Source organism: Niastella koreensis GR20-10, assembly GCF_000246855.1.
GTDB lineage: Bacteria > Bacteroidota > Bacteroidia > Chitinophagales > Chitinophagaceae > Niastella > Niastella koreensis.
This window is the reverse complement of sequence record NC_016609.1, coordinates 6,524,642-6,543,090: the sequence shown is the minus strand read 5'-3', so window position 1 is coordinate 6,543,090 and position 18,449 is coordinate 6,524,642. Positions and strand designations below refer to the sequence as shown.

Here is an 18,449-nt window from a genome sequence, read left to right as displayed (position 1 = left end):
TGCCCTTTCCTTTATTTCACAATCATCAGTTTACCCGTGTAGCTTTTGCCATCCGTATTGATGATGTAATAATAAGCGCCGGCCTTCATTTCTGTGGCCGGAATGGTTACCTGGTATTTGCGGTTGGCATTAGCCATGCCTTTAAATAATACCTTCTCGCAGGCGCCCAGTGCATTGTAAATGCTTATTGTGGTTTGGGCATTTTGCGGTGAGGTAAATTCAATCATGGCATTGGCTATTGCCGGATTGGGGTACGCTTTATACGTAAAGCTGCTCACGCTGCTTACAGGAGTGTTTTGTTCCCCTGTCTTTGCCGCACTGGCAGTGGTTACTTTGCGGGCCCCGCAATTAGAATAGTCTTCTGTTACCTCAGTAGAGCTGGTGGTGTTACAACCATTCACCGGGTCGGTTACGGTAACGAAATAAGTGCCGGCCCCGCTGGTTGTTATAGTGGGAACCACATCTGCAACGTCAGGTCCAAACCATAAGAAGGACGCATTAGGTGTAGTGGTATTGGCGGTAAGCGTAACAACCGGGTTGGTGCAGCTTATGGGGCTGTTATTATCAATAGTCACAACAGGAGTTGTAGTGTTCTCTATCACCGTGGTTGATTTTCTGGAGGTACAACCGTTGGCTGCATTGGTAGCAGTAAGCGTATATAACCCGCCATGCATAACACTTGCCGATGAAGAGGACGAGCTATAGCCATTCGGTCCACCCCATTTGTAACTCACATCCGTTGATGACGAACTGCCCGAAATGGTTATACTACCTGTTAAACAGGTAATGATGCCGGAGTTGTTGATGGAGATCTCACCGGGATGAACGGTGTTTTCTTCAACCGTTGTATTGGCGCTGGCTGCGCAACCTGTTGCCGGGTTGGTAGCTGTGAAAATATAAGTTCCACCTTTTGAAATGGTAGGATTCAACGTAGTATTGGTGAACCCGTTTGGCCCGGTCCAGCTGTAATTAGTACCAGCTGCAGAAGCCGTACCATTAATAACCAGGCTGGGGTTAATACAGGTTATGCTTCCGGTATGAGCGGCGGTTACAACCGGTTTTGTCGTATCCAGGCTTACGGTAGCGGCAGCGGTGCCTGTACAACTGCCAAGGGCCACTGTTAAGGTATAAGTGCCCGGGTTGGTAACAACCGGGTTTTGTGCAGCCGAAGTATACCCGTTCGGACCTGTCCAGTTGTAGTTGACGCCTGAAGTGGCAGAACTTCCCTGAAGTGTAACCGAATTGTTTATACAATTAATAGCTCCGCCAACTGCGGTAGCTGTTATATTGGCTGTTCCTGTTGCTACCATCTGCATGTTATCGAAATAATAAAACTCGTCATTACCGGTAGCTCTTGCCCTTACAACAATCTGCAGGCTGCTGTAATTACCATTCTGGATGGCTACAGACAGCGGCGTGGGCGTGGTGCTGTGGTTGTTTATTATCCCTTTCTTTTCCGCAAATAAAACCTCACTGCCATTATCGAGTTTGTAATAGAACCGCATGTAATCGGCGTAAACACCGGTGTCATTCATCAGGGCATTGTTAATGATCGAACTCCTTACCATAGTTGAAATGGCAATATTTGTTTTTTGTGTAACATTAATAGGCGCTGAAGTCCAGACAGCTTCACCGGTGGTGGTGCAGTTAGTGATCCGTAGCTCATTGTTCAACACTGAGATCACGGCGGTAGACGGGTTTTTAGTAACCGACCAGGCGGTGCTTCCGTTATCTGCAGTGGTGCCATCGGCCAGGGTAAAATCTTCCAGCCAGGTTGTGTTAAAGGTATTACTGAATGTAACAGTAGCACTGGTGCTGCTGGTACAACCATTCACCGGGTTGGTAACGGTTAAGTTATAAGTACCTGCTGTGGTCACCACCGGGTTTTGCGTGGTGGACGTGAAATTGTTCGGGCCGGTCCAGCTATAGCTTACGCCCGAAGTGGAAGACGATCCTGAAAGCGTGGCTGAAGAACCGGTATTACAGGTTAAAGGCCCGCTTGTTGTTGCAGTGGCGCCTGGTTGTGTATTGTTAAGGGAAACAAGCGCCGTATCGGTGCCGCTGCATCCTGTAGCCGGGTTTTGAACCGTTAATGTATAAATGCCTGCTGCAGTTACAACGGGATTTTGTACTGTAGAGGTAAAGTTATTAGGTCCTGTCCAGCTATAACTTACCCCACCCGAGGTTGCGTTTCCTAACAAACTTACCGACGTATTGGTACAGGTAATAGCGCCACCGGCTGTTGCAGTAACGCTCTCGCTGCTGAGAACACTTCCGGTTAGTTTGATATTATCGAAATAATACCGCTCGGCCGAACCCGAATTGCTTGTTTTGATGATCACTTGCAGCGTGCTGCCATTGAGCGCTGCAGATGTGAAGGTCGTAGAGGCTGTGCCGGTGGTGGTAGAACCTAACCCGGCCAGGTCTTCAAAAGCCAGTGTCTCCGCTCCGCCGTTCAATTTATAATATATGCGGATGTAATCGGCTGTTTCAAATGAGCCGCTGGTCACTTCACTACGAAGGTCAACCGAGAAGGTTACATTCGATTTGCCCGCAATGTTTATTGACTGGGATGTCCATACACCCTCATACTGATCGTCAAACGAGGTTTTGAATTCATTGTTTTGTACGGAATAGGTACCACTGCCGCTGGCAGTTGACGTCCAGGCGGTAGCGCCAGCGTCGGATGTGGCCCCATTGCTGATGTCGGAAAAATCCTCGAGCCAGAAGGTGGCGGCAGCTGATGAACCAGCTGTTACTGACACAGATTGCGAAGCCGTACAGCCGTTTGCCGGATTGGTTACGGTAGCGGTGTAAGTGCCGGCTGCACTTATGGCGGGGTTTTTCGACGTGCTCGTAAAACTATTCGGCCCTGTCCACCTATAGGTAGCTCCACTAACAGTTGAATTCACATTCAACGTGATGGTCGATAAGCAGGCCAGGTTACCCCCGGTAGCCGCTATATCAGGTGATGTTTTATTTTCAGGAACGGTAATGGTAGCTGATGCTGCACAACCCGAAGCCAGGGTAGCAGTCACTACATATTGTCCGCCTGCATTCACCACCGGGTTTTGCACGGAAGCAGTGAACCCATTGGGGCCTGTCCATGCCCAGGAAGACACGGTGCTGCTGGTAGTGGCCGACAATTGCGCCGTTGCCGTACAGGTTACGGTACCATTTACTGAGGGAGTAATGGTAGTAGTACCTGCATTACTGCCGCTTAGTTTCACGTTATCGAAAAAGTAACGCTCAGTAGGATCTGAGTTACTCGTTTTTATGATTATTTGAAGGGTGTTACCACTGAGGGCAGCAGACGTAAATGTCATAGAGCCGGTGGTATTGGTGGTAGAACCAATACCGGCCAGGTCCTCATAGGCCAGGGTTTCGGCGCCGCCATTCAGTTTGTAGTATACCCTTACATAATCGGCGGTTTCAAAGGCATCGCTGGTGCTGGCCAGTTCACTGCGCAGATCAACCGAAAAACTAACATTGGTCTTATTGCTGATATCTATGGCCTGGGACGTCCAGATGCCTACGCCCTGGCTGCCGCTGAAAGAAACTTTGAATTCATTGTTCTGTACGGAATAGGTGCCTGACCCTGTAACGGAGGTGGTCCAGGCCGTGGGGCCCGTATCGGAAGTGGTGCCATTGGCCAAACCGGTAAAGTCTTCCAGCCAGAAAGTGGTGATGGCGCTGGCCGAAACTGTTACCGACTGCTGCGCACTGCAGCCGTTGGCCGGATTGGTTACGGTAACTGTGTAGGTGCCGGCTGTACATACAGTGGGGTTTTGTGCCGTGGAACTGAAACTACCGGGGCCCGTCCATTTATAAGTAGCGCCGCTTACGTTGCTGGTGGCGCTGATGGTTACGCACGATCCGCAGGCCAGGGCGCCCCCGGTAGCGGTAATTACCGGCGCAGTTTTGTTATCTGTTACGGTAACACTCGCAGAGCCGGTGCCGGTACCATTGGTAGCCACTACGGTATAGGTACCCGCTGTTGTTATGGTTGGGTTTTGTGCGGTAGAAGTAAACCCGTTCGGGCCGCTCCAGCTCCAGGTGGTAGTACCGGTGCCGGTAGCTGTAGCAGATAACCCGAGCGATGAATTGGTGCAGGTAAGCACGCCGCCATTGGCCGCTGCTGCCGTTACACCGATCGCCGAAACAGCGCAGGGGCCTTTTTCTTTAAACACCCGGTACTCTTCAATATAGTACTTGGAGGTTTGTGATCCGCCATTATTGTAGTTATAGATCTTTACCACCAACTGCACATTACTGCCTGTAAGCGTGCCGGAAGTAAAATCTATGGTACCGAAATTACCCGTTCGGGAGTCTAACAGCGTTTCGGCGCCACCGTCTATTTTGTAATAGATCTTTACATACTCCGAACTGTTCATATCCCCTTCGGCAGTAACCTTTACAGCTACCTGGAAGTCGGAATACCCTGCGGTAGAAAATACCCGGGAATACCAGATGCCTTCGCCACCCAGTTCCTGGGCATGCAGGCGGTTTGATTTTACCGCAAAATAACCAGTTGAACTTACATGGGATGCATCCAGGTACCAGCCCGTTGCGGAAGCATCGGAGGTGGTGCCATCAGCTAATTGAAACTTACCCGAAACAATGGGGCATTCGGGAGTTGCCGAAAGATAATTACTCAATAAGACAAAGAACATTAATAAAGAGAACGGTTTAGGTATTCGTTTTTGCATATATAGGGAATTTGTTCGCCGATATAGTTGCGTGCAGGGCATAAGTATGCCCGCCCGCCGGAGCAGGAATAGCAATAGCAACAGCTATTGGGTTATATTAATGGATAGCACCATGCTTGGCAGGCATGGAATAGGGGGTAAAGTAAGTTCGTAGGAAAAGGCAGGCATTTATAGGGCGTTCTTAACGCAGGTTATTGAAAGCGCTCAAATTAATAACAAAGTTTCCGGTGAAACACATATGTTTTCAACTTATCCTTTTAGCGGTGCCTGTCAACCGGTGATAAGTTATGATTATATACAAAATGAAGATTATAATGATATGAACAGGGTATACACTTAGTTTACTTTCTGCATATACTCGGTCAGGAATTTCTTGGGCGGCTGGCCGGTTATCTTTTTAAATACCCGGTTAAAAGTAACGGCATTGTTAAACCCGCTTTGATAGGCAACAGCAGCCAGGCTGTCGAAATGCTCGCCTACTATTTTCTTACAGGCTTCATTGATACGCACTTCGTTTAAAAAAGTAACATATGTTTTTAAGGTATGTTTTTTAAAGTACCGGCAAAAAGCCTGGGGAGTTAAATGCGCCACATCGGCAATTTGTTTCAAGGTAATGTTCTCGGTATAGTGCGCCATGGTATACTGGTAAATGTCGTTCATGCGCAGCCCTTCCGATTCCGTGATGGCGCTTTCTGTTTGGGTATTGGAGAGCGGTTTGTATTGTTTAATGCGGCTGAGGGTTTGCAACAGTTGAATAAAGAAGGCCAGCCGGATGCCATTTTTCGCTTCTTTTACCAGCATCATTTTTTTACTGATCTCCTGTTGATGCGAAGCCGGTACCTGTAAACCGGTACTGGTGGCATCGATAAACTTTTTAACGTTATTCATTTCCGGTAGATCAAGGATCTTCCCAAAGGGACCACGCAGGTCAACAAATAACGTAAGTGCATGAATATCTTTCTCGCTGTTCTTTTCAAAATAATCAGGATCGCTTTTAAACAGGTGAGGCTGGTTGGCGCCCAGGATATAAATATCGCCTGATTGAAACCGCTGCATGCAGGTGCCGGCCAGCAGCGTGCCCTCGCCTTTTATGATCCACGTAAGCTGGGTTTCATTATGGCGGTGCAGGTGATTGTAAAAATGTGGTAACTTATCTTCCTGAACCATGATGGAATGCTCCTGCGACACTGGTATGGTGAACTGAACAACTTTCATTTGCAGTGGTTTGGTTGATATTACCAATATTACCAAAATTTCCTCACATCCTGCTATGGGAGGTTAATATTGGTAAAAACTTGATTAATTAGCGAAAGGAGCAAAAAGGCAAAACATGGCACAAAGGCATCGAGTAATACATTTCAGAGCGAATCCGGTTCCTTTACAAACGGGCAGCTTATAACCTGCTATTTTCCTCGCTGCCTCGCTGCCTCTATGCCTTGTTGCCTTCTAGTTAATATTGGTAACAAACTGATTAAAACCCGCTATCCTGAACTAACTGTTTCATAATACTTTTATTAAAAATTATTACGAATGAGTATATCATGGAAAGGTGTTTTTCCTGCCTTCACAACCAAGTTCACCGCTAACGATACGCTTGATCTGGCATTGTTTGAAAAAGGCCTGCAGTCGCAGTTGGATGCGGGCGTGGATGGGCTTGTACTGGGAGGCAGCCTGGGCGAAGCGAGTACCCTTACAACTCAGGAAAAAGAAACCATGGTGAAACTGGCCATTGAAATCGCCGGACCGGTTCCCATAGTATTGGGCATTGCTGAAGGCGCTACCAGAGACGCTATTAAACAGGCCGCATTGGGTAAAAGCTGGGGGGTAAAAGGATTGATGTTATTACCACCCATGCGTTATAAAAGCGACGACCGCGAAACGCTCACGTTCTTTAAAACGGTGGCGCAATCAACCGATCTGCCCATTATGGTCTACAACAATCCTGTTGATTATAAAATAGAGGTTACCCTCGATATTTTTGAACAGCTGCTGGAATGTGATAATATTCAGGCGGTGAAAGAATCAACCCGCGACGTCTCCAATGTTACGCGGTTGATTAGCCGCTTTGGCGATCGCTATAAAATTCTCTGTGGAGTTGATACCCTGGCTATGGAAGAATTGCTGATGGGCGCCGACGGCTGGGTAGGCGGACTGGTAACCGCATTCCCCCGCGAAACCGTTGCCGTATACCGATTAATAAAAGCCGGCATGCTCGATGAAGCCCGCGCTATCTACCGCTGGTTCCTCCCCTTATTGGAATTGGATATTCATCCCAAACTGGTTCAATACATCAAACTTGCCGAAGCCCAGGTAGGCTTAGGTTCTGAATACGTACGCGCGCCACGCTTAACATTGATAGGCGAGGAGCGGGAGCGGGTATTGAAGGTCGTAAAAGAAGGGATTGCGACACGCCCCGTTTTACCGGAATTGCAGTTTGCGAAATGAAGAACGGGAAATACTGACCACTCACTACTCACTACTTATGAGAAAACAACACATACTTATCCTTGGCCTGCTCTTCACCACAGCAGCCACAATGTCTCAACAGGTATTGTACCAGCAAAACAGCGAAGTAAACAACCTGATGGTGCAATACGAGGCCGACCGTGGCAGCCTGAACCGGTTCTATTTTGTAGAGAACTCACCGGAACGGCGCAATCGTTTTGTAACGCTGGTCACCGATTATGAAAAACAGGTGCAGCAATTAAACTATGAAAGCCTGCCAACCGGCAGCCGGGTAGATTATCTGATGTTCAAACGGAACCTCGATGAACAACTGCGGTTGCTGGAGGTGGAGAAGAAAGAATACGACCAGCTCACCAACTGGTTCCCGTTTTCAAATGGGATCTATGAAATCGAAAAGTTCCGCCGCCGCGGCTCCCAACCCGATGCGCAACAGTGGGCGGCCAGTATGAAAACAATTACGGAAAGCATTAATCACCTGACCAAACCGCTTGACAAAGACACCACCATCAGCATCAATCTCATTCGCCGGGCGCAGGGCATAGTAAAAGGATTACAGGTCGCGCTCAAAAGTGTGAATGAATTTTATAGTGGTTACGATCCCGGTTATACCTGGTGGATACCCGATTCCTATAAACACCTCGACAGCACGCTGACTGCCTATGGAAAACTATGGCAGGATAAAGGCAAAGCGGCTCCTGGGGGTAAAGACGATGGCAGTCATATTGTAGGCTATCCCATCGGGCGCGAAGAGATCATTCGCCAGCTGCAACTGGAATATATACCTTATACCCCCGAAGAGCTGATAGACATCGCCAATAAAGAATTTGCCTGGTGTGATGCCGAAATGCTGAAGGCCTCGCAGGAAATGGGCTTTGGTAAAGACTGGAAGAAAGCGCTGGAAAAAGTAAAGAATACCTATGTGCCGCCGGGCAAACAACCCGAGGCCATTATGAAGTTGTACAACGAATCGGTAGACTTCCTTAGAAAGAACAACCTGGTTACCATTCCACCCATGGCGGAAGAAGCCTGGCGCATGATAATGATGACGCCCGACCGGCAACTGGTGAATCCGTTTTTCACCGGGGGCGAAGTGCTGAGCATTTCCTACCCAACCAATACCATGGAGGAAGATGATAAACTGATGAGCATGCGGGGCAATAACCCGCATTTCTCCCGGGCCACCGTGCACCATGAACTCATTGCCGGCCATCACCTGCAGGGCTTTATGAATAACCGGTACAAAGCCTATCGCAATTTTGATACGCCGTTCTGGATCGAAGGCTGGTCGCTGTACTGGGAAATGATTCTGTGGGACCTGCATTTTCCGCAATCGCCCGAAGATCGGGTAGGCATGTTGTTTTGGCGCATGCACCGTTGTGCACGCATCATCTTTTCACTCAACTATCACCTGGGTAAATGGACGCCCCGGCAATGTATTGATTTCCTGGTTGACAGGGTAGGGCACGAGCGGGCCAATGCCGAGGGGGAGGTGCGCCGGTCGTTTATTGGGAATTACGGTCCATTGTATCAATTGGCTTACATGATCGGTGGCCTGCAATTCTATGCCATGAAAAAAGAACTGGTTGACAGCGGTAAAATGACGTATCAGCAATACCACGATGCCGTGCTGCACGAAAACTCCCTGCCGGTTACGATGGTTAGGGCTATACTTACTAATCAGGCTATACCGAAGGATTATAAAGCGGAGTGGAGGTTTTATAAGTAGTTGACCAGTTAACCAGTTGACGGGTTGACCTGGAGGAGGTGAGTTGACAGAGTTGACAGGTTAACACGTTAACAGGTTAATAGGTGCCTCCCGACATGTGGGGAGGGGGCCTTTCTGAAAAGTGAACAGGTTAAGTTTTATCGCGAGATTGCAAAACTCCCCCTCTACCGGAGGGGGGCGGGGGGAGGCCTGGGGCCTTCAGCCGCGAGTCTGAAACTTTAAACTTTGAACTAATAAAAGCCTGTCCAGCAATGAAAAGTTACTCTCTATTACCATCGCTCCTGGTGTTGCTGTTTACTACAACATATAGTCAATCCTATGTCCCGGAAAAGCAAGTAGGTAAGATAAAAGTAAAACCTGTAGTCCCAATAAAAGCCTACAGCTTTAACCTGCAGGATGTACAGTTGCTGGATGGTCCGTTTAAAAAAGCGATGGAAGCGGATGTGCGCTATTTGCAGGTGATAGAACCGGACAGGCTGCTGGCCGATTTTCGCGAACATGCCGGGCTAAAACCAAAAGGTGAACACTATGGTGGCTGGGAACACAGCGGACTGGCAGGCCATACCCTCGGTCATTATTTATCTGCCTGCGCCATGCATTATGCCGCCTCGCACGATAAACAGTTTCTCGGTAAAGTGAATTACATCGTGGATGAACTGGCCGAATGCCAGCCTAAACGCAATGGCTATGTGGGCGCCATTCCCAAAGAAGATAGTATGTGGGCCGAAGTGGAAAAAGGGAATATCCACTCGCGGGGCTTTGACCTCAATGGCGCCTGGTCACCCTGGTACACAGTGCACAAGATAATGGCCGGGCTGCTGGATGCCTACCTCTATTGCGATAATAAAAAAGCCTTGGCGGTAGAAACTGGCATGGCCGACTGGACGGCCCACCTGCTTCGCAACCTGCCCGACAGCTCGTTGCAACGGATGTTGTTTTGTGAATACGGCGGCATGAACGATGTGCTGAACAATACCTACGCCCTCACCGGCGAAAAAAAGTACCTGGACCTTTCATATAAATTCCACGATAAACGCATCCTCGATTCCCTGGCGCTGCAAAAAGATATCCTGCCCGGCAAACATTCCAATACGCAAATCCCGAAAGTAATTGGTTGTATTCGCCGCTACGAATTAACCGCCGGGGAAAAAGACAAAACCATTGGAGATTTCTTCTGGCAAACCGTAGTAAACGATCATACCTACGCGCCAGGCGGCAACAGCAATTACGAATACCTGGGGCCGGCCGGTCAGTTGAACGAAACGCTTACCGATAATACCATGGAAACCTGCAATACCTACAATATGCTGAAGCTGACGCGGCATTTGTTCGCCTTGCAGCCCACCGCCAGCCTTATGGATTATTACGAACGGGCCTTATACAACCACATCCTGTCGTCGCAGGACCATAGCACAGGCATGATGTGTTATTTTGTACCGCTGCGGATGGGAACGCAAAAGGAGTTCAGCGATTCGTTCAACACCTTTACCTGTTGTGTGGGTTCAGGCATGGAAAACCATGTGAAGTATGGTGAAACTATTTATTACCAGGGCGCAGATGGCAGCCTGTATGTAAACCTGTTCATCGCCTCGCGGTTGACCTGGAAGGAAAAAGGGGTGGTAGTGGAGCAACAAACCCAACTGCCGGAAAGTAACTACATCCGGCTGGCCATCAAAGCAGCCCGGCCGGTAGCGTTTACTTTGCGTATTCGTAACCCGTACTGGGCTAAACAGGGTGTTTGGATAGCGGTGAACGGAAAAGAGCAAACGAATCTGCAGCCCGGCGCCGATGGATATTTCACCATTACCCGCACCTGGAAAACAGGCGATGCGGTGATTGTTAAACCCAGCCTTCAGTTATATACCCGGTCAATGCCCGATAACCCCAACCGCCTGGCCATTTTTTATGGCCCGCTGGTTTTGGCAGGCGTATTGGGCAATAAAGAACCCGATCCGGTAACAGGTATTCCCGTGCTGGTATCAACTGAAACCAATCCCGCCGGTTGGCTAAAGGCGGATGATAACCAGCCCCTGGTTTTTCATTCGGTAAATACCGGGCAACCACAGGAAATTACCCTCAAACCATTCAACCAGGTACAGAAAGAATTTTACAGTGTGTATTGGGACCTGTTCACCCCACAAAGCTGGGCCGAACAACAAAAAGTATATGAGGCGGAACGCAAAAAACGGCATGAGCTGGAGGTAAGCACTGTTGATCTTTTACGCCTGGGCGAAATGCAGCCCGAACGCGATCATGAATTTACCGGGGAGAAAATAAATACGGGTGAAGAACATACCCGCAAATACCGGCTGGCGCATCCCGGCGGTTATTTCACGTTTACCCTGAAGACAGATCCGGAGAAAACAAATAGTTTGTTATGCTCCTACTGGGGAATGGATAACCGGGGCCGCACATTCGATATTTTAGTAAACGACGTAAAGATCGCCACCGAAGACCTCAACAAATACAAGAGCAGCAAATTCTACGATATCGCATATCCCATTCCTGCTGATCTCACCAAAGGGAAACAGCAGGTAAAAATTACTTTTACACCTGCTGCATACAACATGGTTGGGCCAATCTATGGGGAAGTTCGAATGATACGAGAATAAGTTCTTAGTTTAAAGTTCAACATTTGTGATTCACAGTGTCAGGTTAGTAAGTTATTAAGTTATGGGGTTCGGTTCAAAACTTAAGAACTTAATAACCTACGAACCTAATAACCTATGAACTATAACTTACTAAACTGCTTCACCAAAGTAACCCCGGCAGCAGGAATTTGCATCCGCAACACATAAGACCCCTTAGCCAGTGTAGACACATTCACCGCTCTCACATTCAACCCCTGCATCAATGTAGCCTGCTGGCTGATTACCGGTTGGCCGGTGATATTGTATACCTGCACGGTAACCGTAGCAGGCGCCTCGCTCGATAATACATAATTAATAGTTGAAGTGGCTTGTGTAGGATATACAGTCACGTCTTTATTGCTGCCGGTATTTTTCAGCGTGATCACGGTTGAATAAGTATAGGCGCCGTTGACGTCAACCTGTTTTACCCGGTAATAACTGGTAGCATTGGTATTATTCTCATTGAAAGAATACGTATTGCTGGTGTTGGCGCCTGCCTGTACGCGGCCAACGGAATCAAAATTGCGGCCATTGAGCGAACGTTCAACTATAAAGAAGTTATTATTCACTTCATTGGCGGTAGACCAGCTAAGAGCAGCCTTGTTATCTTTATTAATACCGGTAAAGCTGGTGAAGTTAAGCGGTAAAGACCCTGATACAATTACGGTAGCACTTAAAGTGGTTACCAGGCAGCTTGCATTGCTGATAGCTACAGATACACTCTTGCTGCCCTCGGTGGTCCATTTGGTAGAAGGAGTGGCCGCTGTAGAAGTAGCAGGCGTGGAGCTTGCGCCAAAGCTCCAGTTGTAAGTGATGCCTGAGGCAGGGCTGTTGCTTACAGAATAAGCATTCGTGGTATTTACTACTGCGGTGGTATTGCCGCTGATGGCCATATCACTTTGCGGGTGCAATTCAATATCATCTACAATAACTCCATAGGTGGAATGACTGTTATTATCCTGGATGTGGATGTTCACACTTTTGTCGCTGCTGCCGGCTGTAAAGGTATAGGTTTGAGAACTCCAGCTCCAGCTGGTATTGCTGTAGCTTTTAGTTTGGTTTACGTAGGTAGTGTTGGAGTTAACACCTTTTACTTTTATGGCAATGCCGGGGTTGCTGGGTGTAGAAGCATCGATCCTTCTTGATGCCCTGAAAGAAAGTACATATGTAGCGCCAGGCACTATACAAACATTCTGATCAAGACAACGTTCCATATCAATTTCAGTAACATTATTAGTGGTACTCGATCCACCATATACTGATTCCGGATTCACTTCAACAGAGCAGCTGCTCGTCCAGCCGGTGCTGCTGTTACTAAAAGAGGAATTGGTTACCAGGTTTTGTGCGCTCATAAAAAGCGGCAATAAAATAATCGCAGCCAACAGGGTAAATTTTGCGATCAGGTCGTTTTGGGTAGAGGGCTTGGTATTTGTAGTCGTTTTCATTTTATACGGTTTTTTGCACATGCCAGTATAGATTCCAGTTCAGTGCCAGATTGCAATCTGTTTACTATGAATGAATTATGGAAGTATGCAAATGAGACAACTTCCCGGCATGGGATTTTCTTCCCGGTATGTAACAGGTGGAATTGTGCCGATAATAAATGTGTGTAGTAATTGATAAGGGTAACTTTGTACCGGCTTTAGCCAGAAAATTAGCAGCGGGAAATTTGCTCCCGGCAACGTTACCGGTAAAAAATGGCAGTACTGTTTTCAGCGTAAACCTGAAATAATTACAGTGGCTGCAAATTTGTTGCAGCCAGGTGCATCGTTCACCATGTAAAAAGTATCACTTAAGTTCTTATCTTCGACGCCTGTTTAACCATGCAATTTTCGGTTATTGGGCTACGGAATATTATTATTGTACTATGCACAATAAACTAATGATTAGTACGGTTAATGGCCTGTTGGTTTTGACAAATAGTAAAAGCATCTTTTAAACTACTTATTTATTTATTGAATGGCATTCCTGGAGAAACAGTTGTACGTTAAAAAATCAACCTTACCTAACGCTGGAAAAGGATTATTTACCAAAAAGTTCATTCCTAAAGGAACCCGTATTGTAGAGTACAAAGGCAAAACAAGAACCTGGAAAGAAGTTCAGGCCGATGAAGACGAAAGCCCTTACATCTACTATGTAAAACGCAATTTCGTAATCGATGCTTTGAACGATAAAAAGGCACTGGCCCGGTACGCGAACGATGCCCGGGGTTTAGAGCGCGTTAAAGACATTAATAATAATGCCGAGTATGCCGAAGAAGGAACACGCGTGTTCATCATGGCAGCAAAAGATATTCCGGCCGGCGGTGAAATCCTGGTAGGATATGGCCCCGAGTACTGGCAGGTAATCCGCCACAACATCCGGATCGACCAAAAAGAGAAAAAGAAAGCCCTGGCCAATGGCGCCAAAGTAAATGGCGCCAAAGTAAATGGTTCCAAAGTAAATGGAGCAAAGACGAATGGCACCAAAACCAACGGTAAGAAATTAAACGGCAAAAAGACAAATGGCAAAAAGGTGAACGGAAAAGTAGCCACCAATGGCAACGGCAAATCGGTTCACGCCAAGGTAAATGGTAAAAAGGTAAAGGCAGTAGGCAGTGGGCAGTAGGCTCCCGATAGCTATCGGGATTCAGTGGTGAAAACAGCAGAAGGCATAAAGCAGAGATGAAGGCTGCGAACCCGGTAACTGGTAACTGGCGCCCTGTAACCTGCAACTTGCAACAGCAACTTAAGCAGCCAACAGCATCACTTTACTTCATCAGCTTCTCAATAAACAGATTGATCACTTCAACCAGGATGAGGATAATAATGATCCATTCCAGCACAATGCTGTTCCTGTATTGAAGCAAGTCTTTAAACAAGTCGAGGTTTTCTTTTACAATTTCCAAACCCTCGCGGATAGTTCTGAACCGGGCCTGCAGGTCGAATGTTCTTTTCAGACCAATGTCGAGCCGGTTCAGATTCTCATCTTCCCAGGTTTCTTCGGGTGAATCAAAAATATACAGGTTGGCCTCAATGCGGTTCTTCAGGTTCAGCGTGCGGCCAATATATTTTTTCAGGTTACCGCCCGAGAGTTCCAGCCGGCCTTTCTTCTCCAATGTCTGGGTATGATAGGTTGTTTCTTCCAGCAGCAGGTTGGTTTGCTGGCTAAAATGGTCCAGCGCAACAGACTGCGACACATTCAGCATAATCAGCCGCAGGCTGTCGGTAGTTTCCCCTTCAATTTCAATTTTATTATAGCCGAACTTATTACGGACGGCATCCACTTCAATATCAAATTCATCGCTGATGTGCTGTTCAAACGGGTTTTTGCAATAAGGTGTGATGGCCTGAATAAAAGCCATGATCTCCACCTCGTTGTATCCAAGAAAGCACACAATACCGTATTTGAAGATATACACGAATTTCGGCGAGTGCGATTGAGCCCGGTAAAACAATTCATCAGAATCCCCATGTAACAACTCCGCCTTAAATACCGTTTTAAATTCTTTAATATCAATGCCATCGGCTATTTGTATGGAAAGTACTTTTAACATACGTCTACTGTTTGATTGGTCTTTCAGAAATCTCCTGTCTATCTATTAAAGTTAACTTTTAGTTCCCAGTTCCTGTTTTAATTGTTCTTAACCATTGATTCTGAAACCCTGTCTGCCGTCTGCCGTTTCCCGTCTGCCATCTTCGAACTTAAACGTTTCAGTAAATAAATCGCCCGGTTATGAAAACGATTCCAGCTTTTTTTATCAAGTTTGAGTTGGTTAAACTAAAACACAAAACTGATTGCTTATGCCATTTACTTGCTACATGCGGGCCAGGATCCCCCTGCCCGTTCCCAAGCTGCTTTTGCCCCTGTTATTCCTCCCATTCTTTGCTGTGTCTCAGGTGAAAACGATTTCAGGTACGGTTATCGACGAAACCAATGCGCCCGTTCCTGCCGTTTCTGTTGTAATTAAAAACTCAACCACTGGTACCAAAACAAATACCAAAGGAATTTTTACCCTCAGCGCATCGCCCGGATCTATTCTCGTATTCACCTCAACCAGTTACGAAACTGTGGAAGTGCCGGTTGATGAGCGCACGGAGTACAATGTTTCCCTGAAGCTGAAAGTATCCAACATGACCGATGTGGTAGTGGTAGGGTATGGCCGCCAGAAAAAGGTAAACCTGGTTGGCGCCGTAGGTACCGTGAATGTTGATGAAAAAATAACCACCCGTTCAGTGCCCAACGTGTCGGCCGGGTTAAGCGGCCTGGTGCCTGGCCTCGCTGCGGTGCAAAACACCGGTATGGCCGGCCGCAACGGCGCCACCCTGTTGATCCGCGGTTTGGGAACGGTAAATAATAGTAGTCCGCTCGTAGTGGTAGACGGGATGCCTGATGTAGACATCAACCGCATTAACGTAAATGATATTGAAACCATCTCGGTGTTGAAGGATGCTACCTCCGCATCGGTATACGGATCAAGAGCCGCCAACGGCGTAATTCTGATTACCACAAGAACCGGTAAGGGAAACAGAAAGACCGCCATTACATTCAACGGCAATATGGCGGTGGAAAAACCGGTTAAGGCCTATTCTTTTATGGCCGATTATCCCCGGGCTTTAACCCTGGAACAACGCCGCGCTGCTACCAATACCCTGCCTGCCAGCCAGACCTTTAAAAATGGTACCATCGACCAGTGGATGGCATTGGGCATGATTGATCCCGTTCGCTACCCCAATACCGACTGGTGGAATATCATCATCCGCGATGGAAAATACCAGAACTATAACCTGAGCGCAACAGGTGGCAACGATAAATCGAACTTCTTTATCTCGGTAGGCACGCGCAACGAAGCCGGTTTGCAGATCAACAACGATTACAACCAGTACAACGCCCGCTTCAATTTCGATTACAAGGTGCGTAACAATATGAACACCGGTGTAAAATTCAATGGTAACTGGTCGAAGCTTACCTACGCGCTGGAAGATGGCTTTACCGATGCAGACCCCAGCAACACTGCCGGTACCGATATGCAATATGCCATTGCGGGTATTTTGCCTTACGATCCTACCACCGATAAATACGGCGGGGTAATGGCTTATGGCGAAGATCCCCAGGCATACAACCCCTATACTTTATACATCAACAGTCTTAACCGCCAAACTCGCCAGGAGGCCAATACCATGATGTATTGGGACTGGACGCCTGTTAAAGGGTTGACCGGAACCATAGATTACTCGCTGAATTATTACAACCAGTTTGCCTATAATGCCAATATGCCCAACCAGGCATTCAACTTTCAAACCAACAGCTACGGCAGCCGCGTGTATGTAGGCGCCAATGCCGGTATCAGCAACACTACTTTGAACGGGTACAAAACCATGATGAATGGCCGCCTCAACTATCATACGACAATTGCTGCCAATCACGACATCAGCGCCCTGTTTGTGTACAGCGAGGAATACTGGTACGATCGCAGCCAGGGAAGTTCACGCAACGACCGCCTGTTCCCGGGCCTGCATGAAGTAGATGCCGCACTTACCGGCGTGGTATCATCCAGTGGTACTTCCAATACCGAAGGTTTGCGTTCATATATTGGCAGGGTTAACTACGCCGCGTTTAACAAATACCTGCTCGAAGGTAATTTCCGGGTAGATGGTTCATCCAAATTCCTGCCCGGTCACCAGTATGGCTTCTTTCCCTCAGTAGCCGTAGGCTGGCGCTTTACCGAAGAAAAGTTCATCAATAAGTTTACCGATAAGTTTTTAACAAGTGGTAAGTTACGCCTGTCATATGGCGGGTTGGGTAACAACAGCGGGATAGACAGGTACGAACAACAACAAACGCTGGCCAACAACCTGTATATGATCAATGGCAATGTTACCCGCGGTTTTGTGAACAGCAAGCTGATGAATGTTGGCCTGTCGTGGGAAAAGACCACTGTAATGAATGCGGGGTTGGAACTGGCCTTCCTCAACAACCGCCTTACCGGTGAGTTTGATTATTACGATCGCCTCACCACCGGTATGAACCGGCCGTCAGACCTGTCGATCCTGTTATCGGGTGCGTATAATGCACCCCGTAAAAATATTGGCAACCTGCGCAACCGGGGTATAGAAGGAACGATCAGCTGGAAAGACAATATCCGCACCGTGAATTATGCCCTTACGCTGAATGCCTCGTACAACCAGACAAGACTCGAAAAATGGAATGAGTACATCGGCAGAGGTTCTGTCAACTCAAACGCCAACATTTTCCTCGACATGCCTTATAATTTTGTGTATGCTTATGAAGCCATTGGCATTGCGCAAACCTGGGAAGATATTTACAAGAATACACCGCAGGGCGCACAACCCGGCGACATCCTCCGGAAAGATATCAATGGCGATGGCCGCATCGATGCCAACGATATGCGGGCTTATACAAACATTGCCCGCGACAGGCCAACCACTTATGTAAACTTTAACGGCTATGCCAGCTGGAAAGGTTTTGATGTGGCCTTTATGGTACAGGGCGCTGCCGGCCGGAAAGATTTCTGGTTGAATGCATTCAACAACACCAACTTCAGCACAGCCCGGTATGCATCTACCTGGGACCACTGGAACCTGCCCTGGTCGTGGGACAACCGCGGCGGCGCATGGCCTCGCTTAGGCGGTAGTGGCAACAACCAGGCAACAGGTGCTACCGGTGCCGGTATGAGCACCTTCTGGCTCGATGATATGAGTTACATCCGCTTAAAGAATGTGCAGTTGGGCTACAATATTCCCAAAAAGCTCATAGGTAAGGCCGGCATCACCAGCCTGCGTATAGCCGGTACTGCTGAAAACATCGCTACCATTACTTCGTTCCGGGGACTGGATCCCGAAAAAGCGGGTAGTAACAACAACATGTATCCGCTGGTTAAATCGTATGCCCTGTCTGTACAATTAGGATTATAAACTG

At 47.7% G+C, this 18,449-nt stretch carries 9 protein-coding genes; 5 read left to right on the top strand and 4 right to left on the bottom strand.

The window, feature by feature from the left end:
- Window positions 1-11: 11 nt before the first annotated feature.
- Window positions 12-4,709, bottom strand: a complete 4,698-nt coding sequence (locus NIAKO_RS25865) for a T9SS type A sorting domain-containing protein (RefSeq protein WP_014221409.1) — start codon at window positions 4,707-4,709, stop codon at window positions 12-14.
- A 336-nt stretch (window positions 4,710-5,045) separates the two neighbouring features.
- Window positions 5,046-5,924, bottom strand: a complete 879-nt coding sequence (locus tag NIAKO_RS25860; protein WP_014221407.1) for an AraC family transcriptional regulator — start codon at window positions 5,922-5,924, stop codon at window positions 5,046-5,048.
- A gap of 315 nt (window positions 5,925-6,239) precedes the next feature.
- Here NIAKO_RS25860 and NIAKO_RS25855 point away from each other — a divergent pair, with 315 nt between their 5' ends.
- The 3 genes from NIAKO_RS25855 (at window position 6,240) to NIAKO_RS25845 (ending at window position 11,513) form a co-directional block, all read left to right on the top strand.
- The gene (locus NIAKO_RS25855; RefSeq protein ID WP_014221406.1) at window positions 6,240-7,154 is read left to right on the top strand and encodes a dihydrodipicolinate synthase family protein; all 915 of its coding nucleotides are present in this window, start codon (window positions 6,240-6,242) and stop codon (window positions 7,152-7,154) included.
- Window positions 7,155-7,191: 37 nt separating this feature from the next.
- Entirely contained in the window at window positions 7,192-8,901 is a 1,710-nt protein-coding gene (locus NIAKO_RS25850; RefSeq protein ID WP_014221405.1) for a DUF885 family protein, read from the top strand.
- Between the two features lie 251 nt (window positions 8,902-9,152).
- Entirely contained in the window at window positions 9,153-11,513 is a 2,361-nt protein-coding gene (locus NIAKO_RS25845) for a glycoside hydrolase family 127 protein (protein WP_014221404.1), read from the top strand.
- 119 nt (window positions 11,514-11,632) lie between these two features.
- On the opposite strand, the gene NIAKO_RS25840 is transcribed toward NIAKO_RS25845, so the two are convergent.
- On the bottom strand, window positions 11,633-12,976 hold the full coding sequence (locus tag NIAKO_RS25840; RefSeq protein WP_014221403.1) for a DUF642 domain-containing protein: 1,344 nt from the start codon (window positions 12,974-12,976) through the stop codon (window positions 11,633-11,635).
- A gap of 514 nt (window positions 12,977-13,490) precedes the next feature.
- On the opposite strand from NIAKO_RS25840, the gene NIAKO_RS25835 reads away from it, so the two are divergent.
- Window positions 13,491-14,138 carry an SET domain-containing protein gene (locus NIAKO_RS25835; protein ID WP_014221402.1) on the top strand — a complete coding sequence of 216 codons (648 nt, stop codon included), beginning with the start codon at window positions 13,491-13,493 and terminating at the stop codon, window positions 14,136-14,138.
- A gap of 142 nt (window positions 14,139-14,280) precedes the next feature.
- Here the strand turns inward: NIAKO_RS25835 and NIAKO_RS25830 are convergent, their stop codons facing one another.
- Window positions 14,281-15,066 carry an RMD1 family protein gene (locus tag NIAKO_RS25830; RefSeq protein ID WP_014221401.1) on the bottom strand — a complete coding sequence of 262 codons (786 nt, stop codon included), beginning with the start codon at window positions 15,064-15,066 and terminating at the stop codon, window positions 14,281-14,283.
- A gap of 247 nt (window positions 15,067-15,313) precedes the next feature.
- On the opposite strand from NIAKO_RS25830, the gene NIAKO_RS25825 reads away from it, so the two are divergent.
- The gene (locus NIAKO_RS25825) at window positions 15,314-18,445 is read left to right on the top strand and encodes a SusC/RagA family TonB-linked outer membrane protein (protein ID WP_014221400.1); all 3,132 of its coding nucleotides are present in this window, start codon (window positions 15,314-15,316) and stop codon (window positions 18,443-18,445) included.
- The last annotated feature ends 4 nt before the right edge of the window (window positions 18,446-18,449 follow it).

Excerpts from the sequence above, each read along its gene's own strand:
- NIAKO_RS25850 (WP_014221405.1), top strand. The coding sequence starts at position 7,192 with ATGAGAAAACAACACATACTTATCCTTGGCCTGCTCTTCACCACAGCA.
- NIAKO_RS25860 (WP_014221407.1), bottom strand. The coding sequence starts at position 5,924 with ATGAAAGTTGTTCAGTTCACCATACCAGTGTCGCAGGAGCATTCCATC.
- NIAKO_RS25830 (WP_014221401.1), bottom strand. The coding sequence starts at position 15,066 with ATGTTAAAAGTACTTTCCATACAAATAGCCGATGGCATTGATATTAAA.
- NIAKO_RS25840 (WP_014221403.1), bottom strand. The coding sequence starts at position 12,976 with ATGAAAACGACTACAAATACCAAGCCCTCTACCCAAAACGACCTGATC.
- NIAKO_RS25865 (WP_014221409.1), bottom strand. The coding sequence starts at position 4,709 with ATGCAAAAACGAATACCTAAACCGTTCTCTTTATTAATGTTCTTTGTC.
- NIAKO_RS25855 (WP_014221406.1), top strand. The coding sequence starts at position 6,240 with ATGAGTATATCATGGAAAGGTGTTTTTCCTGCCTTCACAACCAAGTTC.
- NIAKO_RS25825 (WP_014221400.1), top strand. The coding sequence starts at position 15,314 with ATGCCATTTACTTGCTACATGCGGGCCAGGATCCCCCTGCCCGTTCCC.
- NIAKO_RS25845 (WP_014221404.1), top strand. The coding sequence starts at position 9,153 with ATGAAAAGTTACTCTCTATTACCATCGCTCCTGGTGTTGCTGTTTACT.
- NIAKO_RS25835 (WP_014221402.1), top strand. The coding sequence starts at position 13,491 with ATGGCATTCCTGGAGAAACAGTTGTACGTTAAAAAATCAACCTTACCT.